Genomic DNA, 23,508 nt, shown 5'->3' with positions numbered 1-23,508 from the left:
GCGATGGGCGTCGTCGTCGGCCTCCTGCTCGGCGCTGGCCTGGCCTGTGTCTGGTGGTCGCTGTGGACCCCGCCGCAGCGTCGCGTGCGGCGCGGTGAGCGGTGGCGGGCGCGCACGCAGGACCTCCTCGTCCAGGCCGGCGCTCCCCAGGTCACGCCGGGCGCTCTCGTCGCCACGAGCGTCATGCTCGCGCTGCTGGTGCTCCTGGTGGGCGTCGCTGTCACGCGGTCGCCCGCGATCGCCGGCTGCTTCGCGCTCATGACCGTCGCCGGACCCACGGCGCTGGTGCGAGGCCGGGCGCGGAGCCGCGCGGTCCGGCTTCGCGACGTCTGGCCGGAGGTTGTCGACCACCTCGCGTCGGGCATCCGTGCCGGGCTGTCGTTGCCCGAGGCGCTGGGCCAGCTCGGTGACCGCGGGCCCGCCGAGGTCCGCGAGCCGTTCCTCGCGTTCGCCGAGGACTACCGCGCGACCGGCCGGTTCGGTGAGTGCCTCGACGCGCTCAAGGCCCGGTTGGCCGACCCGGTCGCCGACCGGATCGTCGAGGCGCTGCGGATCACGCGTGACGTCGGCGGGACGGACCTCGGTCGACTGCTGCGCACCCTGTCGGGATTCCTGCGCGAGGACGCGCGGACGCGGGGCGAGCTCGAGGCCCGGCAGAGCTGGACCGTCTATGCCGCCCGCATCGCTGTGGCCGCGCCGTGGGTCGTGCTCGCGCTGCTGGGCACGCGGCCCGAGGCGGCCCGCGCCTTCGACACGTTCGCCGGGCTCGTGGTCCTCGTCGGCGGGGGAGCGTGCAGCGTCGTCGCGTACGTGCTGATGACCCGCATCGGCCAGCTGCCTGCCGACCCTCGGGTGCTGCGGTGAACGCCGCGCTGGTCAGTGCCGGCATCGGCGCCCTGGGCGGAGCGGGTGCGGGCATCGTCTGGTGGCGGCTCGGCGCGCGCCGAACCGTCCTCGACGACCGGCTCGCGCCCTACCTGCGCCCCCAACGCACGGCCTCGACCCTGCTGCGGGCGCCGGCCGTCAGGACGCCGTTCCCGACCCTCGAGCGGCTCATCGCACCCGTCATGGCTGACGGCGTCCGGGTCGTCGCTCGATTCGGGTCCTCGACCGCAGACGTCCGCCGTCGCCTCGAACGGGCCGGGCGGACCGAGTCCGTCGAGCAGTTCCGCGCCGAGCAGGTCGTCTGGGGCGTGCTGGGACTTGCCGGCGGCCTGGCGTTCGCGCTCAGTCTCGCTGCCACTCGGGCCGCCCAGCCGGCTCCGCTCGTCCTGCTGGTCCTGGCCGCCGGGCTGACGGGCGTCCTGGCCCGCGACTACCAGCTCTCGCGGGAGGTCACGGCGCGAGAGTCCCGCCTGCTGGCGGAGCTGCCGACCGTGGCCGAGCTCCTCGCGCTGTCCGTCAGTGCGGGCGAGGGCGCTGTCGGCGCTCTCGAACGCGTGGTCCGCACGACGCGAGGCGAGCTGTCAGGTGAGCTCGCCACGACGCTCGCCGACGCCCGGTCGGGCACGCCGTTGACGACCGCGCTCGAGCGGCTCGCGGACCGCACGGGTCTACCCGGCCTCGCGCGCTTCGCGGAAGGAGTCGCCGTGGCCGTCGAGCGGGGGACACCCCTGGCAGACGTGCTCCGCGCCCAGGCGCAGGACGTCCGCGAGCAGGGCAGGCGCGCACTCATGGAGTCCGGCGGGCGCAAGGAGGTCCTGATGATGGTCCCGGTCGTCTTCCTCATCCTGCCCGTCACCGTCGTGTTCGCCGCGTTCCCGAGCCTCGCTGTGCTCCGGAGCGGGCTGTGACCGTCCATCGGCAGCATCGAGCCCCGGCGACCCGCCGGGGAAGAACAGGAGAGGCACGATGACACACGCAGGGATGAGCCGGGCGCGATCGGTGCTCGTGAGGTTCCGGACCGGGCTCATCGGACGTCTGGGCCAGGACCGCGAGCGCGGCGACGTGCCCGGCTGGGTGCTCGTGACCCTGATGACCGCTGGGCTCGTCATCGCCCTGTGGGCCGTGGCCGGTCCGGCGCTGGCCCAGGTCTTCACCGACGCGATCAGCAGCGTCAAGGGCCCGACGGTCCCGTGAGGGCCGGATGACCCGCTGGGGCCGGGCCGTACGTGGGGTGAGGACGGTGCGTGGCACTGACGATCGTGGCTCGGCCGTGGTCGACTTCGCGCTCGTCGGAGGCCTCGTCGCCCTCGTGTTCGCGGGCGTACTCCAGCTCACGCTGGCGCAGCACGTGCGCAACACGCTGGTCGACTGCGCGGCGGCCGGTGCGCGCTACGCGGCGCTCGCGGACCGGACCTCGGAGGACGGTGCCGGTCGCACGCGCCAGCTCATCGCGGCTGCGTTGTCCTCCGCGTACGCGCAGGACGTCACCGTGCGGCGGACGGTGATCGACGGACTGGATGTCGTCGAGGTCACGGTCGTCGCGCCGCTCCCGGTCGCGGGACTGGTCGGGCCGGCCGGCACGCTCACGGTGGCGGGCCATGCGCTGGTCGAGGGCCCATGAGGCGGGGAACGGGGCCGGTCTCGGATCACGACGACGCCGGGAACGCGATCGTCGAGTTCCTCGCCGTGACGGTGCTGCTGCTGATCCCGGTCCTGTACCTCGTGCTGCTCCTCGGGCGGCTGCAGGCAGCGACGTTCGCCGCGGACGGCGCCGCGGGGGAGGCCGGGCGTGCGTACACCGAAGCCTCGACGATCGACGTGGGCAGTGCCCGGGCGGTCGCCGCGGTCGCCCTCGCGCTGCGCGACCAGGGCTTCGAGGACGTCGACCCCGCCTCGTCCCTGAAGCTGGAGTGCTCGAGCGTCCCGTGCCTGCAACCGGGCAGCGACGTCGCGGCGACCGTGCGGTTCGCGGTGCGGCTGCCGTTCGTGCCGTCGTTCGTGAGCTCGGTCGTCCCGCTCGAGATCCCCGTGCGCGGCGACGCCGTCGCGCCGGTCGACCAGTTCAGGGGGCGGTAGCGGTGCGGCGTCCGACGGGCGACGACGGCCAGATCATGATCCTGTCGATCGGCTTCATGGTCGTGGCGTTGCTGCTCGTCACCGGGGTCGTGTCGGCGACAGGGATCCACGTCGAACGCAAGCGGCTCCTCGCGGCCGCGGACTCGATCGCCGTCGAGGCGGCCGACGAGCTGTCGGCCACGGAGTACTTCCCGGCGGGACCGGACGGGTTCGCCGCGACGGGCACTGTCCGGCTGACCGACCGGGACGTGCGGCGCGCGGTCGACACCTACCTGGCCGACAACCCCGCTGTGGCGGCCCGGTTCGACGGGTTCCAGGTGCTCGAGGCGACCTCGGACGACGGCCGGTCGGCCCACGTGCGGCTCGGTGCGCTCGCTCGCCCGGCGCTGATCAGCTGGGTCACCGCGCCGTGGTCGGACGGTATCGCGCTCGAGGCGGAGTCGAGCGCACGCGCCTGGTGAACCGGAACGACCGGGTAATCTGGACCGTTGTGGCCACCACTGACTTCTCCGCGGAGATCCGCAACCTGCGAACGACGCTGGAATCCATCCAGGCAGTGAGCGACCCGACGGCGCTCCAGGCGAAGATTGAGCGCCTGTCCGAGCAGGCCTCGGCGCCGGACCTGTGGGACGACCCGGATGCCGCGCAGAAGATCACCTCGGCACTGTCGGCCTCGCAGGCCGAGCTCGACCGCGTCGAGAAGCTGGGCAGCCGCATCGACGATCTCGAGACGCTCGTCGAGATGGCCGCGGACGACGCCGTCGGCGGCTCGGACAGCGCCGACGCGCTCGCCGAGGCCGAGGCGGACCTCGCGAAGATCCGCGCCGACCTGGGCGAGCTCGAGGTCCGGACCCTGCTGTCGGGTGAGTACGACGTGCGCGAGGCCGTCGTCACGATCCGCTCCGGCGCCGGCGGCGTCGATGCGGCGGACTTCGCCGAGATGCTCCTGCGGATGTACCTGCGGTGGGCCGAGCGGCACAACTACCCGACGCAGGTGCTCGACACGTCCTACGCGGAGGAGGCCGGGCTGAAGTCCGCCACCTTCGAGGTGAAGGTGCCGTACGCGTTCGGTCACCTGTCGGTCGAGGCCGGCACGCACCGGCTGGTGCGGATCTCGCCGTTCGACAACCAGGGTCGGCGCCAGACGTCCTTCGCTGCGGTCGAGGTCATCCCGCTCATCGAGCAGACGGACTCCGTCGAGATCCCCGAGTCGGAGATCAAGGTCGACGTGTTCCGGTCGTCGGGCCCGGGCGGGCAGTCGGTCAACACGACCGACTCGGCCGTGCGGATGACCCACATCCCGACGGGCATCGTCGTGTCGATGCAGAACGAGAAGTCCCAGATCCAGAACCGGGCCGCGGCGCTGCGCGTGCTGCAGTCGCGGCTCCTGCTCGTGCGTCAGGCCGAGGAGAGCGCCGCGAAGAAGGCCATGGCGGGCGACGTCAAGGCGAGCTGGGGCGACCAGATGCGTTCCTACGTGCTGCACCCGTACCAGATGGTCAAGGACCTGCGCACGGAGTACGAGGTGAGCAACACGTCGGCCGTGTTCGACGGCGACATCGATGGGTTCCTCGAGGCGGGCATCCGCTGGCGCCGCGCGCAGGACGTCGTCAGGGACTGACGCGCGACGCGGATTGCCCAGGTCCGGGACGGTTCTGATGGCGGTGGTGCGGCGGGTGCGGCGTGTCTGACGCCGATCCGCAGGGGAGCCTGCCTACCCTCGGGAAGGCCAGATGCGCTCCACCCCATGTCCCCGAGACTGGCCCCCGAGCCGTGATCCGATTCGAGAACGTCACCAAGGTCTACGCGCGCGGCGCGAGACCCGCCCTCGACCAGGTGTCCCTGGAGGTCGAGCGCGGGGAGTTCGTCTTCCTCGTCGGAGCATCCGGCTCGGGCAAGTCGACCTTTCTGCGCCTCGTCCTGCGTGAGGAGCGTCCGTCCGCCGGCAAGGTGTTCGTCGCGGGCAAGGACCTCACGACCCTGTCGTCGTGGAAGGTCCCGCACCTGCGCCGCCAGATCGGCGCGGTGTTCCAGGACTTCCGGCTGCTGCCCAACAAGACGGTCTTCGAGAACGTCGCGTTCGCGCTCCAGGTCATCGGCAAGCCGCGCCACCACATCCTCACGACGGTCCCGGACACGCTCGAGATGGTCGGACTGGCAGGCAAGGAGAAGCGGCGTCCGCACGAGCTGTCGGGCGGTGAGCAGCAGCGCGTGGCGATCGCGCGCGCGTTCGTGAACCGGCCGTCGATCCTGCTGGCCGACGAGCCCACCGGAAACCTGGACCCCACGACGTCGCTCGGCATCATGCGACTGCTCGACCGCATCAACCGGACCGGCACCACTGTCGTCATGGCGACCCACGACGACGAGATCGTCGACCAGATGCGCAAGCGCGTGATCGAGCTGTCCTCCGGCGAGCTGGTTCGTGACCAGTCGCGCGGTGTGTACGGCTCGGCGCGCTGACAAGGAGCTGGACACGCTGTGAGACTGCAATTCATCTTGTCGGAGATCGGGATCGGCCTGCGCCGCAACCTGTCGATGACCATCTCCGTCATCCTCGTGACGTTCGTGTCGTTGACGTTCGTCGGTGCCGCCGCCCTGCTGCAGATGCAGATCGGCGCCATGAAGGACAGCTGGTACGACAAGGTCGAGGTGTCGGTCTTCCTGTGCCCGCGGGACTCGCAGCAGCCGACGTGCGCGGGGGGCGAGGTCACCGACGAGCAGAAGGCGGCGATCCAGGCAGCGCTCGACGCGCCGGACGTCAAGCCGTACGTCGAGACCGTGTACTTCGAGTCGAAGGACGAGGCTTTCACGGCGTTCCAGAAGCAGTTCAAGGACCAGTGGTGGGCGGCGGAGACGACCGCGGCCGACATGAACTCGTCCTACCGCATCAAGCTCGCCGACCCGACGAAGTACCAGGTGGTCGCAGACGTCCTCAGCGGTCGCCAGGGGGTCGAGGAGGTCCAGGACCAGCGGCGGCTGTTCGACTCGCTGTTCCTCGTGCTCAACCGGGCGACGCTCCTGTCGGTCGGGCTGGCCGCGGTGATGCTGCTCGCGGCCGTCCTGCTCATCACGACGACGATCCGGCTGTCGGCGATGAGCCGGCGCCGCGAGACGGGCATCATGCGGCTCGTCGGCGCGTCGAACCTGTTCATCCAGCTGCCGTTCATGCTCGAGGGCGCTCTGGCCGCGACGCTCGGGGCGGGGCTCGCCGTCGGCGGCATCTGGTTGGGCGTCAAGTACCTCGTGACGGACTGGCTCGGTGCCTCGATCTCGTGGATCCCGTACGTGACGACGGCGGACGTCTGGACGGTCGCGCCGTTCCTCGTGGTGGTCGCCATCGGTCTGGCCGCCGTCTCCTCGCTCGTGACCCTCAGCCGCTACACCAAGGTGTGACATGAGCCGACGCCCCAGCCTCGCCCGACTGCTCGCGACCGTCCTCGTCGCGGTCCTCGCGGCGCTCTCCGCCACGGCCGGGCCCGCCTCGGCCGATGCGTTGTCCGATCGCCGCAAGGCCGCGGAGCAGCAGGCGGCCGCGAACCAGAAGGCCCATGACCAGCTGGCGGCGTCGCTCGAGGACATCAACGCCAACCTTGCCCAGGCCGTCCTCGACCTCCAGACGGTCGAGCAGCGGCTGCCTGCTGCGCAGACCGAGCTTCAGGAGGCGGCGGCGACCCTCGAGCGCTCGCAGCGTGAGGCTGCGATCATCGCGGCCCGGCTGCAGGACGCCAAGGACCAGGAGACAGCGATCGGCACGACGATCGCCGCGGACGCCGACAAGAGCGCGCAGATCCGGGTCGCGATCGGGCAGATGGCCCGCGAGGCGTACAAGGGTGGGGGCGGGGTCTCGAGCGTGAGCATCGTGCTCGACGCACAGAGCACCGAGGACTTCATCCAGCAGTACGGGTTGGTCGCGACCGCGCTGCGGACGCAGAGCCAGTCGCTCGACGCGCTCCGGCAGATCGAGGCGCAGGACCGCAACAACGAGGCGCGGCTCGTGGCGATCCGCGAGCGCGTCACCGAGCTCAAGGCCGAGGCCGACCAGAAGGTCGTCGAGGCCGACCAGGCGCGGCAGGCGGCAGCGGACCGCAAGGCGGAGATCGAACAGCTCGTCGCGCAGCAGGCCGAGAAGAAGGCCACGATCGAGACCGAGAAGGCCGCGACCGAGGCCGAGCAGGCGCGCATCGACGCCGAGGCCGCGCAGGTCGCAGCCGAGCTCGCGCAGATCATCGCGGCGCAGCGGGCGGCCCTCGAGGCTGCCGCCAAGGCGAAGGGCAAGAAGGTCGCCGCGGCGGGACCGATCGGCAACAGCCTGTTCGCGAACCCGACGTCGGTGAACCCGATCTACGTGACCTCGGAGTACGGGATGCGGATGCACCCGATCCTGCACTACGTGCGCCTGCACGCCGGGATCGACCTGCGCACCTACTGCAACACCCCGATCTACGCGGGCCGCGCCGGCACGGTCCAGTGGGCGCAGATGCGCTTCGGGTTCGGCAACCAGGTGATGGTCGACCACGGGTTCGTGAACGGGAACTCGCTCATGTCGAGCTACAACCACATGACGAGCTTCGTGGTGCGTGCCGGGCAGAAGGTCAACCAGGGGACGCTGCTCGGATACTCGGGCAACACGGGGACGTCGGGCGCGTGCCACCTGCACTTCGAGGTCTACGTGAACGGCGCGACCGTCAATCCTCGGCCCCTGCTCGGCCTGTAGGCTCGTGCGCTGGCACGTCAGTGCCGGTGAGCATGGGGAGGGCGGGTCGGTGGCCAAGGAGAGTGGGCGCAAGCTCGTCGCGTCCAATCGCAAGGCGCGTCACGACTACATCATCGAGGACGTGTTCGAGGCGGGCATCGTGCTGATGGGCACCGAGGTCAAGGCGCTGCGGGCCGGCCGGGCCTCCCTCATCGACAGCTGGTGCGAGGTCGAGAACGGTGAGGCGTGGCTCGAGGGCGTCCACATCCCCGAGTACGCGCAGGGCACGTGGACCAACCACGCACCACGCCGCAAGCGCAAGCTCCTGCTGCATCGCACCGAGATCGACCGGCTCGAGTCGAAGACCCGCGAGAAGGGCCAGACGATCGTGCCGCTCGCGCTGTACTTTGTCGACGGTCGCGCCAAGGTCGAGATCGCGCTGGCGCGGGGCAAGAAGGAGTACGACAAGCGTCAGGCGCTCCGCGAGCGCCAGGACAACCTGGAGTCGCAGCGGGCGATCAGGGAGAAGCGAGACAGGTAGTCATGCGCGCAGCGGTCCGGAGCGGTACCCGCACGAACGCGTCGTCGTCGGACGCGAGCAGGATCGCCCACGTCGGTCGGCACACGCTCGCGATGATCGTCGCGACGGTGGCCCTGCTCGGGTGGGCCGGGGTCGGGCTCGCAACGGCGCCCGCTGCGCGCGCAGACACGACCGGCCAGCACATCACGCGGTACACCGCGGATGTCGCCGTCACCGCGGACGGGGTCGCGCGGGTCAACCTCGAGTTCGACTTCGACTTCGGCAACGACCCGGGCCACGGTCCGTACCTGACGCTCCCGACCCGGCAGCAGATCTCTGGCAACGACACCCAGGACCGGATCTTCAAGATCTCGCGGATCACGGCGGCGAGCGAGACGGCGCCGGCGCAGGTCAACCGTGAGGACTCCGACGACGCCATCGTGCTGCGCATCGGCGACCCCGACCAGGGACACATCCAGGGCGTCCACACGTACGCCGTGAGCTACACGGTCGACGGGTGGATCAACCCCGACAGCACCACGCACGAGGGCGACCAGCTGTACTGGAACGTGATCGGGTCGGACTGGCAGATCCCGCTGGCGAACCTCGCCGTGACGGTCACCGGTCCGGCGGAGGTCACCCGGGTCGCGTGCTTCGCCGGACCGTACGGGAGCACCGACCCCTGCGGCAGTGCCGTCTCGGCGGGACCGACGGCGACGTTCACTCAGGCCGATGTCCCGGTCGGCGACGAGTTCGCGGTCGTGACCGGGTGGCCGGCCGGGACGTTCCCCGGCGTCGGGCTCATCCTCGGCGACCGGCCCAGCCCGCTCGACCCGGTGACCCCGACACCCGTGACCGGGGGTCTCGCCCTGCTCGTCGCCGGCGTCGGCTCGGCGTTCGCCATCTCTCGGGTCCGTCGCACCGGGCGCGACCGCGCCTACCTCGGGCTCACCCCCGGCCTGATGCCCGCCGCGGGCCAGGCCGGGACCACGGGCTACCGCGACAAGCGGGGACCGGTTGCCGTGCAGTTCAGCCCACCCAAGGACGCGCGCGCGGGCGAGCTCGGCACCCTGCTCGACGAGAAGGCCGACCCTCGCGACGTCACGGCCACGATCATCGACCTCGCCGTGCGCGGCTTCCTGCAGATCCGCGAGGTCCCACGCAAGGACCCCCGCCGCAAGGTCAAGAACTGGGAGCTCGTTGCGCTGAACAGTGACCGCTCAGGGCTTCTGGCGTTCGAGTCCAAGCTGCTCGACGAGCTGTTCGAGGGGCGGGCGTCGGTCAAGCTCTCCGACCTCAAGACGACCTTCGCCGCGTCGATGGCGCTGGTGCAGACCGGTCTGTACGAGGACGTCACGAGCAAGGGTTGGTTCTCCCACAACCCTCGGACGGTCCGACGTCAGTGGGGAAGCGCTGGCGCCGTGCTGCTCGTGTTCGGCGCCGTCGGGGCACTGATGAGTGGCGGCGTGGGCATCAAGGGCCGGGCCCTGGTCGGCGGCGCTGTTGCCGTCGTCGGGCTGGTCGTCCTCGCGCTCGCGAAGTCCGCACCGGCCCGGACGGCCGCCGGCACGGCCGTGCTCGCCGAGGCCGTGGGCTTCCAGCGCTACCTCGAGACCGCCGAGGCGAACCAGATCCGGTTCGAGGAGGGCGAGGACCTGTTCAGCCGGTACCTGCCCTACGCGATCGTCTTCGGTGTCGCGGAGCGGTGGTCGAACCTCTTCGGTGAGCTCGCTGCTCAGGGGCGTGCGGTCCCGGAGCCGGTCTGGTACTCGGGCTCGAGCTTCCAGCCGGGTGCGTTCTGGGTGTCGTACGCCGCGTTCGGCCACAGCCTGGAGTCGTTCACGTCGATCGCGACGCAGTCGTTGTCGGCACCGACGCCCGGCTCGTCGGGCGGTTCGGGATTCTCGGGCGGTGGCGGCTTCTCCGGCGGGGGAGTCGGCGGCGGGGGCGGCGGCGGCTGGTGACAGCCGAGCGGTAGCCACCGTTCGCCCGACGGGACACACTGGCGCGATGCACCTGCCCGTCATGCCGCCGGTGGACCCGATGCTCGCCAAGGCCGTCGCGTCGATCCCCGTCGGGCACCGGTACGAGCCCAAGTGGGACGGCTTCCGCGCGATCCTCTTCCGCGACGGCGACGAGGTCGAGATCGGCAGCCGCAACACCAAGCCGATCCAGCGGTACTTCCCCGAGGTCGTCGAGGCGGCGCTCGCCCACCTGCCGGCGCGGTGCGTCGTCGACGGCGAGATCGTGGTGCCCGGAGTCTCCGGCGGACTCGACTTCGAGGCGCTGCAGGCGCGGATCCACCCGGCGGCCTCCCGCGTGCAGCTGCTCGCACGCCAGACCCCGGCGCTCCTCGTCGTCTTCGACGTGCTCGCGTTGGGGGACGACGACCTGACCGGGCGCCCGTTCGCGGAGCGGCGAGCGATCCTCGACGACACGATCGGGTTCACGGGCTCGGTGTACCTGACCCCGTCGACGGACGACGAGGCGCTCGCGGGGGAGTGGTTCGCGCAGTTCGAGGGTGCCGGGCTCGACGGGGTCGTCGCCAAACGACCGGGCGACCACTACCAGCCGGGCAAGCGCAACATGGCGAAGATCAAGCACGAGCGCACAGCCGACTGCGTCGTGGCGGGCTATCGTCCGCACGTCTCGGGTCCGGACGCGGTCGGCTCGCTGCTGCTCGGCCTGTGGACCGACGAGGGGACGCTCGCGGCCGTCGGGGTGGCGGCATCGTTCCCGATGGCGCGTCGCCGCGAGCTCCTCACCGAGCTGGCGCCGTACGTGACCGGACTGTCGGGCCACCCGTGGAGCCTCGATGCGACGGGGCGAACGCCGCGCGAGGGCGAGACGAGCCGATGGAACGCGGGCAAGGACCTGTCCTTCGTGCCCCTGCGACCCGAGCTCGTCGTGGAGGTCGCCTACGACCACCTGGAGGGCGACCGGTTCCGCCACACGACGCAGCTGCGCCGGTGGCGGCCGGACCGCGACCCGGCGTCGTGCACGTACACGCAGCTCGAGGAGCCCGTCGGGTTCGCGCTCGCCGACGTCCTCGCGGCTCGCTGAGGACGGCTGCCGCTAGCGTGCCGGCGGCGGGAGAGCCGCCGTGCGCTGGGCGCTCGCGCGTCGCGCGAGGCGCAGCGGGACCAGGAGCCAGACCAGGACCAAGAAGACGAGTGCAGTTGCTCCTGCGACCAGCCCTGCAGCCCGCCCGACGACGATGTCGAACAGGAGCAGGGCCGAGCCGGCGAGGACCAGAGCCAGGGCCATGAGGCCGCCGCGCGCCATGAGGTCGGCCTCGTGGACCAGCTCGGACTTGAGGTGGCGGCGGAACAGCACGCGGTGCAGGCTCACCGGCGCGACGATGAGACCGGTCGCGGTGATGGCCAGCACGACGAGGCCGAGGTAGACCGTGCGCTCGTAGTCGTCGAGGGTCGTGAACCGTTGCTGGAACGGCACGGTGAGCAGGAAGCCCGTGAGGATCTGCACGCCGGTCTCCGTGACCCGCAGCTCCTGGAGCAGCTCGGACCAGTTGCGGTCCATGCGCTGGTTGACGGACTCGCGCCGGCCGTCGCCGGGGTCTTCGTCGCGCTCGTCGTCGGGCTGGTCCTCGGCCTGCGACATCGTCACCTCCTGGCGTGGGCTCGGTGCCTCAGTGCTCATGCTCGACCCGCCCGCCGACAGCCGCCAGCCCGGGCCGGCGCGGGCGGCGTCGCCGGGAATGGGAGCGCTGTGGCCGGCGTTGTCACGTAGGATTGACCTGCACGGTCCCCCTCCGGGGAGGGCGTGCGATTGAAAATTCAACATGGGGGTGATCGGTTTCGACGGTGATCGTCGAGCCAGGAGAAGCGGGCCGAGGACGCACGGTTATCTCGTTAACGATCCGCGCAAAACCAATAGGTGCCAATACAAACCGCACCGACTTCGCACTCGCCGCCTGAGCGAGTCCTGAAGTCCGTTAGCCCGAGTTTGCTCTCGCCTCGGTAGCTAGCGTCATCTAGAGAGCTTTACCTGCAACGTTCGCCGTCGGCGTCGTGGGGACATCTAGACGGCTGGGCCTGTCAGCAGCACGCTTGCTAGATTGTTGGGGCCGAGAAAAGCGCAGCAAGCTGCGCCCGGAGAAGTCCTGGTTCACTGTTATCGGACGCGGGTTCGATTCCCGCCACCTCCACCCCTCTGACCTGCGGAAACGCAAGTCATGTTGACACAGGGATAGCCATCCGTTGACACGGGTGGCTATTTTTGTGTCCATGGCCAGCGTGCGGGAGCGTCGACGAGCCGATGGGACGCGCTCGTTCGCGGTGCTGTGGCGCGATCCTGAGACGGGGCGCCAGACGTCGCTGACGTACGACGACGAGCGCGAGGCGCGTGTCGCGAAGGAGCTCATCGAGGCCGCCGGCGGGCACGCGGCCGAGGCGGCCCGCATTGCCGAGGCGGTGCGGAAACCGGGGCCGACGGTCGTCGAGGTAATTTCCGAGCACATCGACCTGCTCACAGGTGTCGGAGCGGACACGCGGTCGCACTATCGCCAGCAGCTGACGGCGCACATCGCGCCCGTCCTCGGGGCCTATCCCGTCAGCGCTCTGACGTACCGGCACGTGGCCGGGTGGGTGCGGGCGATGACGGACAAGGGACTCGCGCCCAAGACGATCGCCAACGTGCACGGGCTGCTCTCGGCGGCGATGACGACGGCGACACGGCTCGGGTACCGGACCGACAACCCGTGCGTCGGGGTCGAGCTGCCGAAGTCGGTGGCGACGCGTGACGAGATGACGGTCCTCACGCGCGACGAGTTCGGGCTGCTGCTGTCGAAGGTGTCCGCGCACTACCAGCCGCTGGTGCTGACGCTCGTGGCCACCGGGCTGCGGTGGGGCGAGGCGACGGCGCTGACGGCCGGGGACGTCGACCTGACGGCGCGGCCGGCGACCCTACGGGTCACGAAGGCGTGGAAGCGCGACGCCGACCGGCACTGGTACGTCGGGCCACCCAAGACGAAGCGGGCACGGCGGACGGTGTCGCTGCCCGACGACCTGGTCGACGTGCTGCTGCCACTCGTGGCGGGGAAGGCGCCGGACCAGCTGCTGTTCACCAACACCGTCGGGTCGCAGATCTCGTCCTCGCGGTTCTGGACGACGACGTGGACGCCGGCGCTCGACGCGGCGTGCCACCCGCGCCGCACCGACGGTTCGCCGGATCCGGATGCGCCCAGGCTCACCAAGCGACCACGCGTGCACGACCTGCGGCACACGCACGCGTCCTGGATGATCGCCGCGGGGACGGACCTGTTCGTGCTGCAACGGCGGCTCGGGCACGAGTCGATCACCACGACGACGGAGACCTACGCCCACCTCATGCCGGATCAGCAGAGGGCGGCGGCGGACGCCGCCGGGAGGGCGATGAGCGGCCTCACCACGTCGGTGCCAGCACCTCAGTGATGACAGCTCTGTGGATGACGCACGGCGAGCGTCATCGGGCGTGTCGGATGACGCTCTTTGCTGAGCCGATGACGGAGCAAGAGTCGGTCGCCCGGGCGACCTGTTCTGGCTGAGATGAGGAGGGTCTCGTGGTGCGTGACGAATCGCGTTACGCTAGAAGGGCTCTTCCGCCCATCACCTGGACGGAGGAGTCCGAGGACCACATCGCCCGGCATGGAGTGACGCCAGAGGAGGTCCAGGAGGCGCTCTATACCCGCCCCCGCTGGATCACCCCGGGTCGCGGCGAGACGACCCTCGTGTTCGCGATGACGGACGCCGGTCGGTACCTGCTCGTCGTCATCGCACCCGCGCACGACGGCGGCGCGTACGTCGTCACCGCACGCGACCTGAACGACTCCGAGAGGCGCACGTTCCGCCGGAAGGGACGCTGACATGACCGCTGGCGATCTCGACGCCCTGCGCGAGCACTACGACAACGCCGACACGTCGGCCGAGCTTGAGAAGGCCGAGCTCGATACCACGATCGTCGGCGAGCCCATGGTCGGGATCACCGTCCGACTGCCCGCTTCTACTCTCGACTCGGCCCGCGGCATCGCCCGCAAGGACGGCGTCAAGGTGACGGCGCTGCTGCGCCAGTGGATCGAGCAGAACGTCGCTGAAGGTGCCGATGACGAGCAGATGGTCCCCGTTGCCGAGCTGAAGCGGCTGATCGCCCGTACGGCCCGCGACCGTCGGGCTGGGTGAGGACATGAGCCGGTTTCGTATCGCCCTGACGCACGCGGGTAGATGAATGCGGGTAGATGAACCTCGCTGAGTGGCGGTCCGCCACCAACAGGTGTCAAGCAATCCATCTCGCCACCTCCGGCTCGGCCCCAAAATGCCCTCGAAGCCTCACGTCTTCGTCAACGGCTGGAGAGATCGCAGCAACTCCTTCGCCCAAACCGCGTATGCGGATCGGGTCTTCGGGAACGCCAACTTCCAGACGGCTTCGGGCACGGGGGACTAGTTATGGGACCCCCATGTCGTTCGCTTGACGAACCAGCTCGTAGACCACGTAACAAATGTTGCGGGTTCGAAGCTGGTGTCGAGGATATTGATATCAACGATCTGATCGTCGCGTAGTGAAAGAACGTGATTTCGACCGCTGTCGCTCTCGAAATCCCAGAAGTGGTAGCGCGGTTCGGGATCGCTCGCGCGACGTGATGGTCCATAGTCCATGGGCGCGCAACGGCGAACCTGTACCTGACCCCCGTCGTCCTTTGACCGCCACTTGACTCGGACCTCGCGGAGGTCGGCAATTGCCGAAAGCACATCGTCGTGATTCTCAACCAATGTTCTGTCTCCAGTCCTTGATTGTGCCCCAGAGTCCACGCTACGGCGCGGTCACATCGTCGAACTCGACTCGCGCGCTCGTCCGATGTGCCAGCACACTACTCGACGGCGCTGTCCCTATGGGTCGACTTGAGGGGCTTGACTCGTCTGTTGGCGGGGGAACCTGGCCAGTGTCTCGACAGCCACGCGGAGGTTATTCGGCAGGTCCGTCAGGTCGGCGGCGAGTGCGGCGGTCTTGTACGCGAGTTGGTGCTTGCTCGTTCGGGCCCCCACCGGTGCACCGCAGGCGCTCGCCTGAGCGCAGAAGCTACCCCACGCGAGCAGTTCTTCCTCGATGTCGTCGTTCCAGACTGCGAAGCAGTCTGCAATAACGGTCGGGTTGCCGTAACCGTAGGGCAGCGCGCCGCTGACCGCTGTTGATGTTGGCAGCCAAGCGACGATCTTGTCGGTGTCCTGCTTGTGACTCGCATCGACTTCTGCCTGTTTGGCGGCGTCGCTTGGGTGCTTCCGTGCGGCGCCGAGCGCATCACCATCGACAACGATGTAAGTGGGGACGCCGAGCGCAGCAAGGATTGCATGCGACACGTGCAGAGCGCTCTTGCTCGACACATCCAGTACGGATGTACCCCGCGCATCGAGACTGCAGCCGAGCAGCGATGCGATTGCCTCGATTGCCACGCGATCCGTTGGGCCTTCCACCAAGACGACCGCATCGGAGAAGAAGCCCTCGGAGAACTCAGTGGGCAGCATGCGCTCCACAGCGCTCTTGATCTTCAAGGGGGCAATGCCAGTCTGCTGCGCGATTGAGGTGACGGTTGCCTGCTCGGTAGTTGTGGCACCGCCAGTAAGCGTGAACCGCCGAAGTGAATCGAACTGCTCCGGCCGAACGAAATATGGGCTGTGCGTGGCGACGACTATCTGAACGCTGCCGTGCGCGCTCAGCTCCGTGAGGGTGCGAGCGAAGGAACGTGCGCGAACCGGGTGTTGATAGATCTCAGGTTCCTCGACGCAGACGACGAGGCTCGGTAGGGCCTCAAGCGCTTTGGCAAGTCGTTGCTCGGCCGCTGCATCGTCTTCGCCCTCGAGCGGAGCATGAAGGCCACGGGTTAGTTCCTCGTCGGGAACAAGTGCTTGGAACATCGAGATCATGACGGCTCGCTGGATACCGTGGCCCTGCCGCGAGACGTCGTTGGCTACTCCATCGATAGTGACTCTCGTCGTCACCGTTGGGTCTGCCTTCGGAGTCCAGTCGGGCACCTCGGGCGTGAGTGTCACACTCGCGTTCGGGACGAGTGACGCCAGCCGAGCGTTGATTCGGCGGGCTTGGATGCCGGTTGACGCCTCGACGCTGTCCTTGACCTTGGACTTGAGCTTCGCGATGGCTTCCGCGTTCTCAGCAAGCCACTCTGCCTGTGCGTGCGCACTCGCATCGGCCATGACCGCGCCGATGAGTTGACTCAGAGCCGATCCCTTGCCTGAACCGCCGATCTGGCCTGCAATATTCGTGCCCGCCGGGATCAGGATCAACCGTAGACACTCCTTGATCACGTTCGGCCCGTTGATGCCGAACATGTGGTTCGCGTCCGCGTCAGACACCTCGACGAACTGGCTTGCGTTGCTCGGGTTGTCCTCCCACGCCGCAAGTACTGCTTCTATTTCTGGCTTGCCCGCCAGCCTGCCGAGATCGGGTAGTCCTGCAAGCGACCTGCGCAGCGCCTCGTAGGCAGGGCGGAAATCGCCGACCTTCGTCATCGCGCGGATTTCCGCGAAGCCGGGGCCTTGTTTGGCGTTGCCCACCACCTTCGTCTTGTCGTCCTGGGCGCGCCAGGTCTTTCGGAACTCCGCACGCTCACTTCGCCCGTACGGGCCGAGGCGCACGCGGTCGTGACGTGAGATGTCGGTCAGGGTGACGGCAACCTCCACGCACGCACCGTCGGGCAGTGACTGTCCCTCGACGTGGCCATGCACATCCGACTCGGTGAGCTGGCCGCCATTGAAGAACCAGTCGAGCGCGTAGAGCACTGAAGACTTGCCTGAGCCGTTCGCTCCGATGAACGCGGCGTAGTCGTCGAGGTCGATTGTCACCTCCGCCAAGCTGCGGAATCCCTTTACTGCAACGCGTCCGATCTTCACTCGTGCGCTCCGTTCAGCGTGATGAGTGGTAGTGGGGTTGCTCAGGCCCGGGCCCGGCCTTTCCTCGCAACGGTAGCCGCCCCTCGCATGTGGTCCCATGCGCGACGCGGCGCAACGGACCCGCTGTGATCACCGCCGCACACTGGCGGTGTGAACCGACATGGGTGGCAGTCGCGATGCTGCCTCTGTTCGTCGCGGCGGCCGTTCGTGCGGTGCTGGTCGGGGTCGTTGTGACCGATCGTGAAGTCGTCGTGCGGAGCTTCGTGAGAACGCGGCGGATCGGCCGGGATGAGGTCGTCGAGGTCAGGCTCAAGAACTACGACAAGGATTCCTTGCGTGGGACTCCCCGGGCGGCGCCCTGGCAGTGAAGTCCGTTCAGATGCGGACGCGCAGCGGAAAGCTGGTGACGGCGTAGGGGCTTCTCGGCACCTCACGCGCGATCACCGCGCGGATTCGTCGACTGCGCGGACTGCTCGAGCTCCTGGTGGGCGGCCACGAACCACCGAAGCACCAGCTACACAGCGGATGAGGCGATCTCCTCGACGCGTCGCTGGCGTCTTGTCGCGCTGGGCGCGTCGTCCACTCGCACTGGACATAATAGGTCGCGTAGGCGACCATTTATGGATGACGCAGGTCACCACAGCCGAAGCTGCCGAGCGACTCGGGATCTCGCAACGCCAGGTGCAGCGCGTCATCGCCCGCGGCGACCTGCCCGCCAACCGCACGGCCGGCGATGCGTGGGTGGTCGACGCGCTGGCGCTGAACGCCTTGGTGAGAGCGCGGCCCGATCGGGGTCGGCCGTGGGCGCCGGGCACGTCATGGGCTGCGCTATGGAGATTGTCGGGCCTCGAGGTGGACTGGCTCGACCGACGCAGCGCCAGCCGCCTCGCGGGACGTCTCGCGTCACTGGACGCTGAGGGACTCCTGCATGCGGCCCGTCGTCGCGCCACCGTCCACCGATTCCGCGCCAGCGACTCGTTCCTCGAGTCACTGGCGGCAGCGGTCGTGCGCACCGGCACGAGCGCGATGACGCCCTCGACCTTCGGCTTGGCCCGCGACACCGCGCACGTCGACGGCTACTGCGACGAGGGCGCACTGGCCGGCCTCGTGCGTGAGTTCCACCTCGTCGAGGATTTTCGCGGCAACGTGACGCTACGCACGGCGCCGCTACGATCCTTGCCGATCGGGGACCGGGACGAGATGCCACGTGCCGTGGTCGCAGCGGATCTTGCCGAGTCGCTCGAGGTTCGAGAACGCTCTGCTGGCCTCCGTGTTCTCGAGGGGCTCCTGCAATGACGGTGATGCGAGTCACCGCTCCTCCGGGCGGTTGGGCCCCGCCTTGGCACCTGGTCATCGAGGTCGCCGCCACGTTGCCCGCGGCTTCGTGGGTGCTTGTGGGCGGGCTGATGGTGCAGCTGCACGCGAGAGCCGCCGGTGTCGCCGAAGTGCGTCCGACACATGACGTCGACGCCCTTGTCGACGTCATGGCGGCCGGAGTCAGCATGGCCGCGGTCGCAGCTCTGCTGATCGGACGAGGTTTCGAGGTGGTCGAGCCGGGATGGCCGGACTCGCCCGTCCATCGACTGCGCCGAGGGGGCGACGTCATCGACATCCTCGTCGCCGATCACCTGCCACAGCGGTCACGACTACGTCTGCACCGCCACCCACTCATGGCAGTGGACGGTGGAGCCCAGGCACTTGCCCGCTCCCAGCAGATGGTCATCGAGCACGATCGCGGCACGACGGAGCTGACTGTGCCTGACCTGCTCGGCGCCCTCGTGCTCAAGGCTGCCGCGCACATGGCCGACAGTCGCGACCGCGCCCGGCACCTGCGCGACAGCGCTCTGCTCGCTTCGCTCATCACCGACCACCGGCGCGAGCTCGCGCGCCTGCAGGGATCGGACCGACGACGGCTTCGCCACCTGCGCGACGCACTCAGCGACCCGCTCAACGACGCGTGGCTCCTTCTGCCCGATGACGCGCGCCAGCGCGGCCAGGACACGCTTCGCATCCTGTCGACGTAGGGGCCGTTGAGGCAGCGCGAGTCAGGCAGCTGGGAACGCCGTCGCCAGGGTGCGGTGAAGGTACGCCGTCACTGCTTCGTCGAGACCGCCGGGCGCGAGCAGAAGCTCAGCGGCCTTCTTCGGCCACAGGACGTCGACACCGTCGATGACGAAGGAGCCGCCGATGAGCGGCCAGTTCGCCTCGATGAAGCACAACATCCCCCGTACGGGCACCCCGGCGAACCCGGCGTCGTCGAGCGCGTCCCGGACCAGGCCCACCTGCTTGTGCACCCCGTCGACGAGCTTGGTCTGGTTGCGTCCTGCGACCGTGAGGAACGTGACCCTGGGGCGGAACAGGCCGCCGACAGACTGCTTCATGGGCCGGCCCGAGTACCGCTTCGCGTCGATGACGAAGACTCCGGACGACGAGACCGCGATGTGATCGATGTTGGCCCTGGTCCGCGGGATGCGACGGTCGTGGAGCACGCGCACACCGCGCGAGGCGAGCCCATCGAGGCTCCTTCCGAGCAGGGCCTCACCGCGAGCGCCGACCGCCCAGGCCGTGGTGCTCTGCGGCTCTTCAGAGATCGCGAGAAGGAACCCGCCGATCTTGGGGTGCGCGGCTCGGACGCGTTCCTCGCGCTTCGCGCTTCGACGCTCGTACTCGCGTCGTGCCGAGGCGCCCGCCCTGCCGGCGACGATCTCGGGCTCCTCCTCGTAAGGAGAGGCCACCTCGAAAGCACGGGTGGATGACTCGGCAGGTGCCATCACGGGCTGTGCGGTCGGGGTTGGTGATGCTGCGCACCCAAGGCACTGCACGGTCTTGGTGGCCCGGTCGTACGCGGCGGTGGTGCCCGCAGGCAGGGCCAACGCGCATGTCCGGCAGTGCCCCGCGTACCGCAGGCGCATCACCTTCGCCGTGGATGAGCCCTCATCGGCGTTGCTGGTCACCCAGGGTGCATCGGTCGATGGTGCGGACGACTGAAGGGGGCTGCTGCGGTCACGACGTCCAGCAGCCTGGCGCGCCGAGTGGCTGCCCAGACCAGTGCCGACGGGCCGAGCCTTCGGCCGCCGGCGTGCGACGAGACATCGCATTTAGCTATGTACTTCGTAGTCGGGTTGACTAACCTTCACATGATGAACAGAGAGCGGGAGGTCCTGCGGCTCATCGCCCGGGCGCCGATGCGAACGGTGCGAGCGGTGAATCTCGCTGGCGTCTACAGCCACCCGGGGCCCCAGCTCGCGATCCTCGAGCGTCGTGGTGTTGTGCACCGCCTTGCCCACGGCATCTACTGTGCCGTGCCGCCCGAGTACGTCGGCGACGCCTGGCGGCCGACGATCGAGGCCGCAACGGCTGCCATCGCGACCGCTCTGGTCGGGGACCGAGTCCCCGTGCTGACGGGGCTGACCGCCGCGCGCATGCATCGCGCCCTGCCTCGTGCGATCGGGACCGGGTATGTCGCGGTCCCGGCGCAGCGTCGACCCCTCCTTCTGGCGGACCGCGACGGCGAGGTCCGGTTCGTGATGCGCGACGGCGCAGCGCTCGACGCCGTAGCCATGACCACTGACCTGGGCCAGGTCCTGGTCACAACCCGCGAGCAGACGCTGCTCGACCTCGCTCGCGCCGATCCACGCGCCGAGGATCTCGACACCCAGGAGGCGATTGACGCTCTGTGGCCATGGAGCGATCCGGCGGCCCTGGAGAAGATCTCCGCTCACCAGCGCATGCGCGCGACGTACGAGCGAGTGGCGGCGAATCGATGACCACGGCCGGGAGCTTCCTCACTTCGTGATTTGGCCGCGAGGCCGCACACGCGCCCGAGGGTCGTCAACCTTCGCGCCAGGAGTTGCCTTTCGCGCATCCAGCGCCGGCGCCCCGAAGCCGTCATTCGCCCGTCATCGCCTAGAGCTCGCCGTCAGAAGAGCCGTCCGTCGCCCTGCACGTGCGGGCGCCGCCGGTGAGCCGTCAATGACTTCGACGTTGCTCCGAGAGCAGTCAGGTCCGATGACGCACCAGCGGCGGGCTGCGCGGGAACCTGGCCGCACTCGACGGTGAACAGCGCGACCAGGGCGTCGACGTGCTCGGGCAGCAGCCGGATCCTGCCTTTGCCGAGGCGTAGGTGGGGGATCCGCCCGCGACGCGCTTGCTCGCGCACCCACCACGACGACGTGCCCAGCGTCTCGGCGACGTCCTCCGGGCTCAGGGTCACGTAGTCAGTCATCGCTCAACCGCCCTCCGCTTGACGCGCTCCTCAACGACAGGTGTGCGAGAAGGCTTGAGAAGATGTACTCGCCCACCCGCGCGCAGTCCTGCTGCAGGCAGGTAGGCGCGCTGGTGCACAACATGCCGGACGTCGGAGCCGAGAGGTGCGCGCGGACGCCCTACCGGCCTACGCGCGTGCCGAACCGCTGGCGGGCGCCCTGCCGGCTGATCCCGAGGGCGGCGCCGATCTGCACCCAGCTCGCGCCATCGACGCGCAGGTGACCCACCGCGGTCGCGATCTCCTCGTCCAGTGCGTGCAGCTCGCGGTGAAGCTCGACGTGCGCGACCACCAGACCGCTGAGGTCCGCGAGCCCGGCGCGTACCCGATCAGCCTGGAGTTGGTCCGTCGTCGCGCCGTCTCGGCTTCGGACGGAAGTCGGCGCTGAGGCGGCCCTCGCTGCCGGTCGAAGCCCGCCCAACCCGAGCCCGAAGGCGGCGCCGCGCGGTGCTGCCGCCTCCTCGTCCGCCCGACTGGCCCGACTCGCACGAACACGCTGTCCCTTGCCCATCGTGAACCTCCGATCGCTCGCTCCTACCAGTAGGTAGGCGAATCGAGGGGAGAAGATGTCGTCCACGTCGACAACCACGGTTGTCATGACAGGAAGGAGAGGTCGGGACTGACCCGAGAATGTCCGGAAGCGGGCGCGCGACCGCTCCGGGCGGAGCCCGGATGGTCGTTGATGGGGAGGGTCCGTCAGGCGACGGGGTCGAGGACGACGGTGTGGCCGAGGGCCTCGAGCTGGTTGACCAGGCGGCGGGTGCGGGCTTGTTCGGCCGCGTGGTCGGTGAGCCAGCCCGGTCCGAGGTCGTCATAGGTCTGGTCGCGACCAGCATCCAGTAAGCCGAGACGAGGATGGAGTGCGCGACCGCGACCGCGGCACGGTTGTGCCCGCGCCGAGAGGTCAGGTGCGCGAACTGGCTGGCGAGATAGGTGTCCTTCGTGTGGGAGGCAGACTGCGCGGCCTCGACGAGCATCGAGGTCAAGAACCTGTTCCCGTGCCGGGTGCCGACCGGTTGGCGACGCCCGGCGGACTCATGCATCGCGGGTGCGACCCCCGCCCAAGAAGCCAGGTGTCCGGGGCTGGGGAACCGAGACATGTCCCCACCGGTCTCGGCGATGAACGTCCAGGCGACCAACCGCCCGACCCCCGGGATGGTGGTCAGCAGGTCAATCTCGTGCGCCCAGGGAGCCATCGCGACCTCCAGGTGCAAATCCAGGTCGGCGAGGGCTTGCTCGGTCGCGGCAATACGGGCCAGCAGCTGACCCACGATCAGCGCGTGGTGGTCATCGAAGTGCCCCGTCAGGGCCTCGACCAGGTCGGGGATCTTGCGGCGCAGCTTGGTGCGCGCCAGGTCGGCCATCACCACCGGATCGCGCTGCCCGTCGACCAACGCGGACAGCATCGCCCGTGAGGACGTCCCGGTGATGTTCGACGCGACCGCGGAGATCTTGATCGAGGCGTCCTCCAACAACTTCTCCAGCCGGCCGGCATCACGGGTCCGGTCGCCTTGCAGCTGCAACCGGTAGCGGGTCAGGTTCCGCAGCCGGCGCACCGGGGCCTCGGGGACGAACGACGGAGCGACCAGGCCATGCTCGAGCAGCTGAGCGATCCACTCCGCATCCCGCACGTCGGACTTGCGTCCCGGCACGGCCTTGATGTGCGCCGCGTTCAGCAGCCAGGTCGTCATCCGCTCTTCGAGGCAGTACAGCACCGGCTTCCAGTACGTCGAGGTCGACTCCATCGCCGCCAGCTCGACCCCGCACTCGACCAGCCAGTCGGCCATCAACCCCAGCGACCGGGTCATCGTGCGGAACGTGCGCGTCTCGGAGACCCGCCTGCCCCCGGGCCCGGACGTGCGCACACAGACCACGACGATCTTCTTGCCGATGTCCAGACCAGCGACCCGCTCAACCAGCACTTCCATCACGACCACCTCCGAGAGCTCGGCGACAGGCGCCGCCCGGAGGGGCCCTTGCGGTCGGAGACAGACCCGCGTGCTCAACGGCAACAATGCGACACACCCCGAGCCCCCGCGTCGTACTCATCTGCGGGCTCAACCGCACCAGAGTCATGCGACGTCGCCGGGCGACCCCACCATTCTCATCCCACCGACCGAACGACCAAGCCCGTGCCCCTTACTCGTCTTGCACCTCGATGCGGTCCCGG

At 69.2% G+C, this 23,508-nt stretch carries 26 protein-coding genes and 1 other RNA gene; 21 read left to right on the top strand and 6 right to left on the bottom strand.

The window, feature by feature from the left end; genetic code table 11:
- Nucleotides 1-3: 3 nt before the first annotated feature.
- From DDP54_RS02460 to DDP54_RS02400, 13 genes are all read left to right on the top strand, one after another.
- Complete coding sequence (locus DDP54_RS02460; RefSeq protein WP_109130407.1) at nucleotides 4-864, top strand: type II secretion system F family protein; 861 nt, start codon at nucleotides 4-6, stop codon at nucleotides 862-864.
- Nucleotides 861-1,793, top strand: a complete 933-nt coding sequence (locus DDP54_RS02455; protein ID WP_109130406.1) for a type II secretion system F family protein — start codon at nucleotides 861-863, stop codon at nucleotides 1,791-1,793. The genes DDP54_RS02460 and DDP54_RS02455 overlap by 4 nt, the downstream gene beginning before the upstream one ends.
- Before the next feature lie 58 nt (nucleotides 1,794-1,851).
- Complete coding sequence (locus DDP54_RS02450) at nucleotides 1,852-2,079, top strand: hypothetical protein (RefSeq protein ID WP_242448173.1); 228 nt, start codon at nucleotides 1,852-1,854, stop codon at nucleotides 2,077-2,079.
- A 46-nt stretch (nucleotides 2,080-2,125) separates the two neighbouring features.
- Nucleotides 2,126-2,506 carry a TadE/TadG family type IV pilus assembly protein gene (locus DDP54_RS02445; RefSeq protein ID WP_242448172.1) on the top strand — a complete coding sequence of 127 codons (381 nt, stop codon included), beginning with the start codon at nucleotides 2,126-2,128 and terminating at the stop codon, nucleotides 2,504-2,506.
- Entirely contained in the window at nucleotides 2,503-2,961 is a 459-nt protein-coding gene (locus tag DDP54_RS02440; RefSeq protein WP_109130404.1) for a pilus assembly protein TadE, read from the top strand. Before DDP54_RS02445 ends, DDP54_RS02440 begins: the two co-directional genes overlap by 4 nt.
- Before the next feature lie 2 nt (nucleotides 2,962-2,963).
- Nucleotides 2,964-3,422 carry a pilus assembly protein TadG-related protein gene (locus DDP54_RS02435; RefSeq protein WP_242448171.1) on the top strand — a complete coding sequence of 153 codons (459 nt, stop codon included), beginning with the start codon at nucleotides 2,964-2,966 and terminating at the stop codon, nucleotides 3,420-3,422.
- 29 nt (nucleotides 3,423-3,451) lie between these two features.
- Nucleotides 3,452-4,582: a peptide chain release factor 2 gene (gene prfB, locus DDP54_RS02430; protein WP_109130403.1), complete on the top strand. Its 1,131-nt coding sequence runs from the start codon at nucleotides 3,452-3,454 to the stop codon at nucleotides 4,580-4,582.
- Nucleotides 4,583-4,734: 152 nt separating this feature from the next.
- Nucleotides 4,735-5,424, top strand: coding sequence for a cell division ATP-binding protein FtsE (gene ftsE / locus DDP54_RS02425; protein ID WP_109130402.1), 690 nt, complete (start codon nucleotides 4,735-4,737; stop codon nucleotides 5,422-5,424).
- Nucleotides 5,425-5,442: 18 nt separating this feature from the next.
- Complete coding sequence (gene ftsX / locus DDP54_RS02420; RefSeq protein WP_109130401.1) at nucleotides 5,443-6,357, top strand: permease-like cell division protein FtsX; 915 nt, start codon at nucleotides 5,443-5,445, stop codon at nucleotides 6,355-6,357.
- Between the two features lies 1 nt (nucleotide 6,358).
- Entirely contained in the window at nucleotides 6,359-7,678 is a 1,320-nt protein-coding gene (locus tag DDP54_RS02415) for a peptidoglycan DD-metalloendopeptidase family protein (RefSeq protein WP_109130400.1), read from the top strand.
- Between the two features lie 49 nt (nucleotides 7,679-7,727).
- Nucleotides 7,728-8,198, top strand: coding sequence for an SsrA-binding protein SmpB (smpB, locus tag DDP54_RS02410; protein ID WP_109130399.1), 471 nt, complete (start codon nucleotides 7,728-7,730; stop codon nucleotides 8,196-8,198).
- Between the two features lie 2 nt (nucleotides 8,199-8,200).
- Nucleotides 8,201-10,141 carry a DUF2207 domain-containing protein gene (locus DDP54_RS02405; protein WP_109130398.1) on the top strand — a complete coding sequence of 647 codons (1,941 nt, stop codon included), beginning with the start codon at nucleotides 8,201-8,203 and terminating at the stop codon, nucleotides 10,139-10,141.
- A 46-nt stretch (nucleotides 10,142-10,187) separates the two neighbouring features.
- Nucleotides 10,188-11,240: an ATP-dependent DNA ligase gene (locus DDP54_RS02400; protein WP_109130397.1), complete on the top strand. Its 1,053-nt coding sequence runs from the start codon at nucleotides 10,188-10,190 to the stop codon at nucleotides 11,238-11,240.
- A gap of 12 nt (nucleotides 11,241-11,252) precedes the next feature.
- On the opposite strand, the gene DDP54_RS02395 is transcribed toward DDP54_RS02400, so the two are convergent.
- A complete protein-coding gene (locus DDP54_RS02395; RefSeq protein ID WP_347338489.1) occupies nucleotides 11,253-11,837 on the bottom strand; it encodes a DUF6328 family protein in 585 nt (194 codons plus the stop codon).
- Between the two features lie 144 nt (nucleotides 11,838-11,981).
- Between DDP54_RS02395 and ssrA the strand changes: the two genes are divergently transcribed.
- The 4 genes from ssrA (at nucleotide 11,982) to DDP54_RS02375 (ending at nucleotide 14,353) form a co-directional block, all read left to right on the top strand.
- Nucleotides 11,982-12,348, top strand: a transfer-messenger RNA (tmRNA) gene (ssrA, locus tag DDP54_RS02390).
- 76 nt (nucleotides 12,349-12,424) lie between these two features.
- The gene (locus tag DDP54_RS02385; protein ID WP_109130396.1) at nucleotides 12,425-13,609 is read left to right on the top strand and encodes a site-specific integrase; all 1,185 of its coding nucleotides are present in this window, start codon (nucleotides 12,425-12,427) and stop codon (nucleotides 13,607-13,609) included.
- A 218-nt stretch (nucleotides 13,610-13,827) separates the two neighbouring features.
- On the top strand, nucleotides 13,828-14,040 hold the full coding sequence (locus tag DDP54_RS02380; protein WP_197711286.1) for a hypothetical protein: 213 nt from the start codon (nucleotides 13,828-13,830) through the stop codon (nucleotides 14,038-14,040).
- Nucleotide 14,041: 1 nt separating this feature from the next.
- On the top strand, nucleotides 14,042-14,353 hold the full coding sequence (locus tag DDP54_RS02375) for a hypothetical protein (protein ID WP_109130395.1): 312 nt from the start codon (nucleotides 14,042-14,044) through the stop codon (nucleotides 14,351-14,353).
- A gap of 705 nt (nucleotides 14,354-15,058) precedes the next feature.
- On the opposite strand, the gene DDP54_RS02365 is transcribed toward DDP54_RS02375, so the two are convergent.
- Nucleotides 15,059-17,074 carry an AAA family ATPase gene (locus DDP54_RS02365; RefSeq protein ID WP_158274435.1) on the bottom strand — a complete coding sequence of 672 codons (2,016 nt, stop codon included), beginning with the start codon at nucleotides 17,072-17,074 and terminating at the stop codon, nucleotides 15,059-15,061.
- Nucleotides 17,075-17,199: 125 nt separating this feature from the next.
- Between DDP54_RS02365 and DDP54_RS02360 the strand changes: the two genes are divergently transcribed.
- From DDP54_RS02360 to DDP54_RS02350, 3 genes are all read left to right on the top strand, one after another.
- The gene (locus DDP54_RS02360) at nucleotides 17,200-17,442 is read left to right on the top strand and encodes a hypothetical protein (RefSeq protein ID WP_146192341.1); all 243 of its coding nucleotides are present in this window, start codon (nucleotides 17,200-17,202) and stop codon (nucleotides 17,440-17,442) included.
- Between the two features lie 256 nt (nucleotides 17,443-17,698).
- Complete coding sequence (locus DDP54_RS02355; RefSeq protein ID WP_109130391.1) at nucleotides 17,699-18,370, top strand: helix-turn-helix domain-containing protein; 672 nt, start codon at nucleotides 17,699-17,701, stop codon at nucleotides 18,368-18,370.
- 206 nt (nucleotides 18,371-18,576) lie between these two features.
- Nucleotides 18,577-19,098, top strand: coding sequence for a hypothetical protein (locus tag DDP54_RS02350; RefSeq protein ID WP_158274434.1), 522 nt, complete (start codon nucleotides 18,577-18,579; stop codon nucleotides 19,096-19,098).
- Between the two features lie 21 nt (nucleotides 19,099-19,119).
- Here the strand turns inward: DDP54_RS02350 and DDP54_RS02345 are convergent, their stop codons facing one another.
- Nucleotides 19,120-19,809: a nuclease-related domain-containing protein gene (locus DDP54_RS02345; RefSeq protein ID WP_242448170.1), complete on the bottom strand. Its 690-nt coding sequence runs from the start codon at nucleotides 19,807-19,809 to the stop codon at nucleotides 19,120-19,122.
- 297 nt (nucleotides 19,810-20,106) lie between these two features.
- On the opposite strand from DDP54_RS02345, the gene DDP54_RS02340 reads away from it, so the two are divergent.
- On the top strand, nucleotides 20,107-20,841 hold the full coding sequence (locus DDP54_RS02340) for a type IV toxin-antitoxin system AbiEi family antitoxin (protein WP_158274433.1): 735 nt from the start codon (nucleotides 20,107-20,109) through the stop codon (nucleotides 20,839-20,841).
- 152 nt (nucleotides 20,842-20,993) lie between these two features.
- Here DDP54_RS02340 and DDP54_RS02335 read toward each other — a convergent pair whose 3' ends face one another.
- From DDP54_RS02335 to DDP54_RS02330, 3 genes are all read right to left on the bottom strand, one after another.
- The gene (locus DDP54_RS02335) at nucleotides 20,994-21,299 is read right to left on the bottom strand and encodes a helix-turn-helix domain-containing protein (protein ID WP_109130388.1); all 306 of its coding nucleotides are present in this window, start codon (nucleotides 21,297-21,299) and stop codon (nucleotides 20,994-20,996) included.
- 160 nt (nucleotides 21,300-21,459) lie between these two features.
- Nucleotides 21,460-21,630 carry a hypothetical protein gene (locus tag DDP54_RS18320; protein WP_197711285.1) on the bottom strand — a complete coding sequence of 57 codons (171 nt, stop codon included), beginning with the start codon at nucleotides 21,628-21,630 and terminating at the stop codon, nucleotides 21,460-21,462.
- A gap of 37 nt (nucleotides 21,631-21,667) precedes the next feature.
- Entirely contained in the window at nucleotides 21,668-23,266 is a 1,599-nt protein-coding gene (locus DDP54_RS02330) for an IS110 family transposase (protein WP_197711284.1), read from the bottom strand.
- Between the last annotated feature and the right edge of the window lie 242 nt (nucleotides 23,267-23,508).

The sequence above is a fragment of the Cellulomonas sp. WB94 genome (genome assembly GCF_003115775.1).
Taxonomy (GTDB): domain Bacteria; phylum Actinomycetota; class Actinomycetes; order Actinomycetales; family Cellulomonadaceae; genus Cellulomonas_A.
The sequence above is the reverse complement of the archived record's forward strand: the minus strand, read 5'-3'. Positions and strand labels throughout refer to the sequence as shown.

What these genes read in the sequence shown, in the direction of transcription:
- DDP54_RS02460 (WP_109130407.1), top strand. Translation starts at nt 4, where the DNA reads ATGGGCGTCGTCGTCGGCCTCCTGCTCGGCGCTGGCCTGGCCTGTGTC.
- DDP54_RS02450 (WP_242448173.1), top strand. Translation starts at nt 1,852, where the DNA reads ATGACACACGCAGGGATGAGCCGGGCGCGATCGGTGCTCGTGAGGTTC.
- DDP54_RS02440 (WP_109130404.1), top strand. Translation starts at nt 2,503, where the DNA reads ATGAGGCGGGGAACGGGGCCGGTCTCGGATCACGACGACGCCGGGAAC.
- DDP54_RS02415 (WP_109130400.1), top strand. Translation starts at nt 6,359, where the DNA reads ATGAGCCGACGCCCCAGCCTCGCCCGACTGCTCGCGACCGTCCTCGTC.
- DDP54_RS02405 (WP_109130398.1), top strand. Translation starts at nt 8,201, where the DNA reads ATGCGCGCAGCGGTCCGGAGCGGTACCCGCACGAACGCGTCGTCGTCG.
- DDP54_RS02400 (WP_109130397.1), top strand. Translation starts at nt 10,188, where the DNA reads ATGCACCTGCCCGTCATGCCGCCGGTGGACCCGATGCTCGCCAAGGCC.
- DDP54_RS02395 (WP_347338489.1), bottom strand. Translation starts at nt 11,837, where the DNA reads ATGAGCACTGAGGCACCGAGCCCACGCCAGGAGGTGACGATGTCGCAG.
- DDP54_RS02385 (WP_109130396.1), top strand. Translation starts at nt 12,425, where the DNA reads ATGGCCAGCGTGCGGGAGCGTCGACGAGCCGATGGGACGCGCTCGTTC.
- DDP54_RS02375 (WP_109130395.1), top strand. Translation starts at nt 14,042, where the DNA reads ATGACCGCTGGCGATCTCGACGCCCTGCGCGAGCACTACGACAACGCC.
- DDP54_RS02355 (WP_109130391.1), top strand. Translation starts at nt 17,699, where the DNA reads ATGACGCAGGTCACCACAGCCGAAGCTGCCGAGCGACTCGGGATCTCG.
- DDP54_RS02350 (WP_158274434.1), top strand. Translation starts at nt 18,577, where the DNA reads ATGGCCGCGGTCGCAGCTCTGCTGATCGGACGAGGTTTCGAGGTGGTC.
- DDP54_RS02335 (WP_109130388.1), bottom strand. Translation starts at nt 21,299, where the DNA reads ATGACTGACTACGTGACCCTGAGCCCGGAGGACGTCGCCGAGACGCTG.
- DDP54_RS02330 (WP_197711284.1), bottom strand. Translation starts at nt 23,266, where the DNA reads ATGGAAGTGCTGGTTGAGCGGGTCGCTGGTCTGGACATCGGCAAGAAG.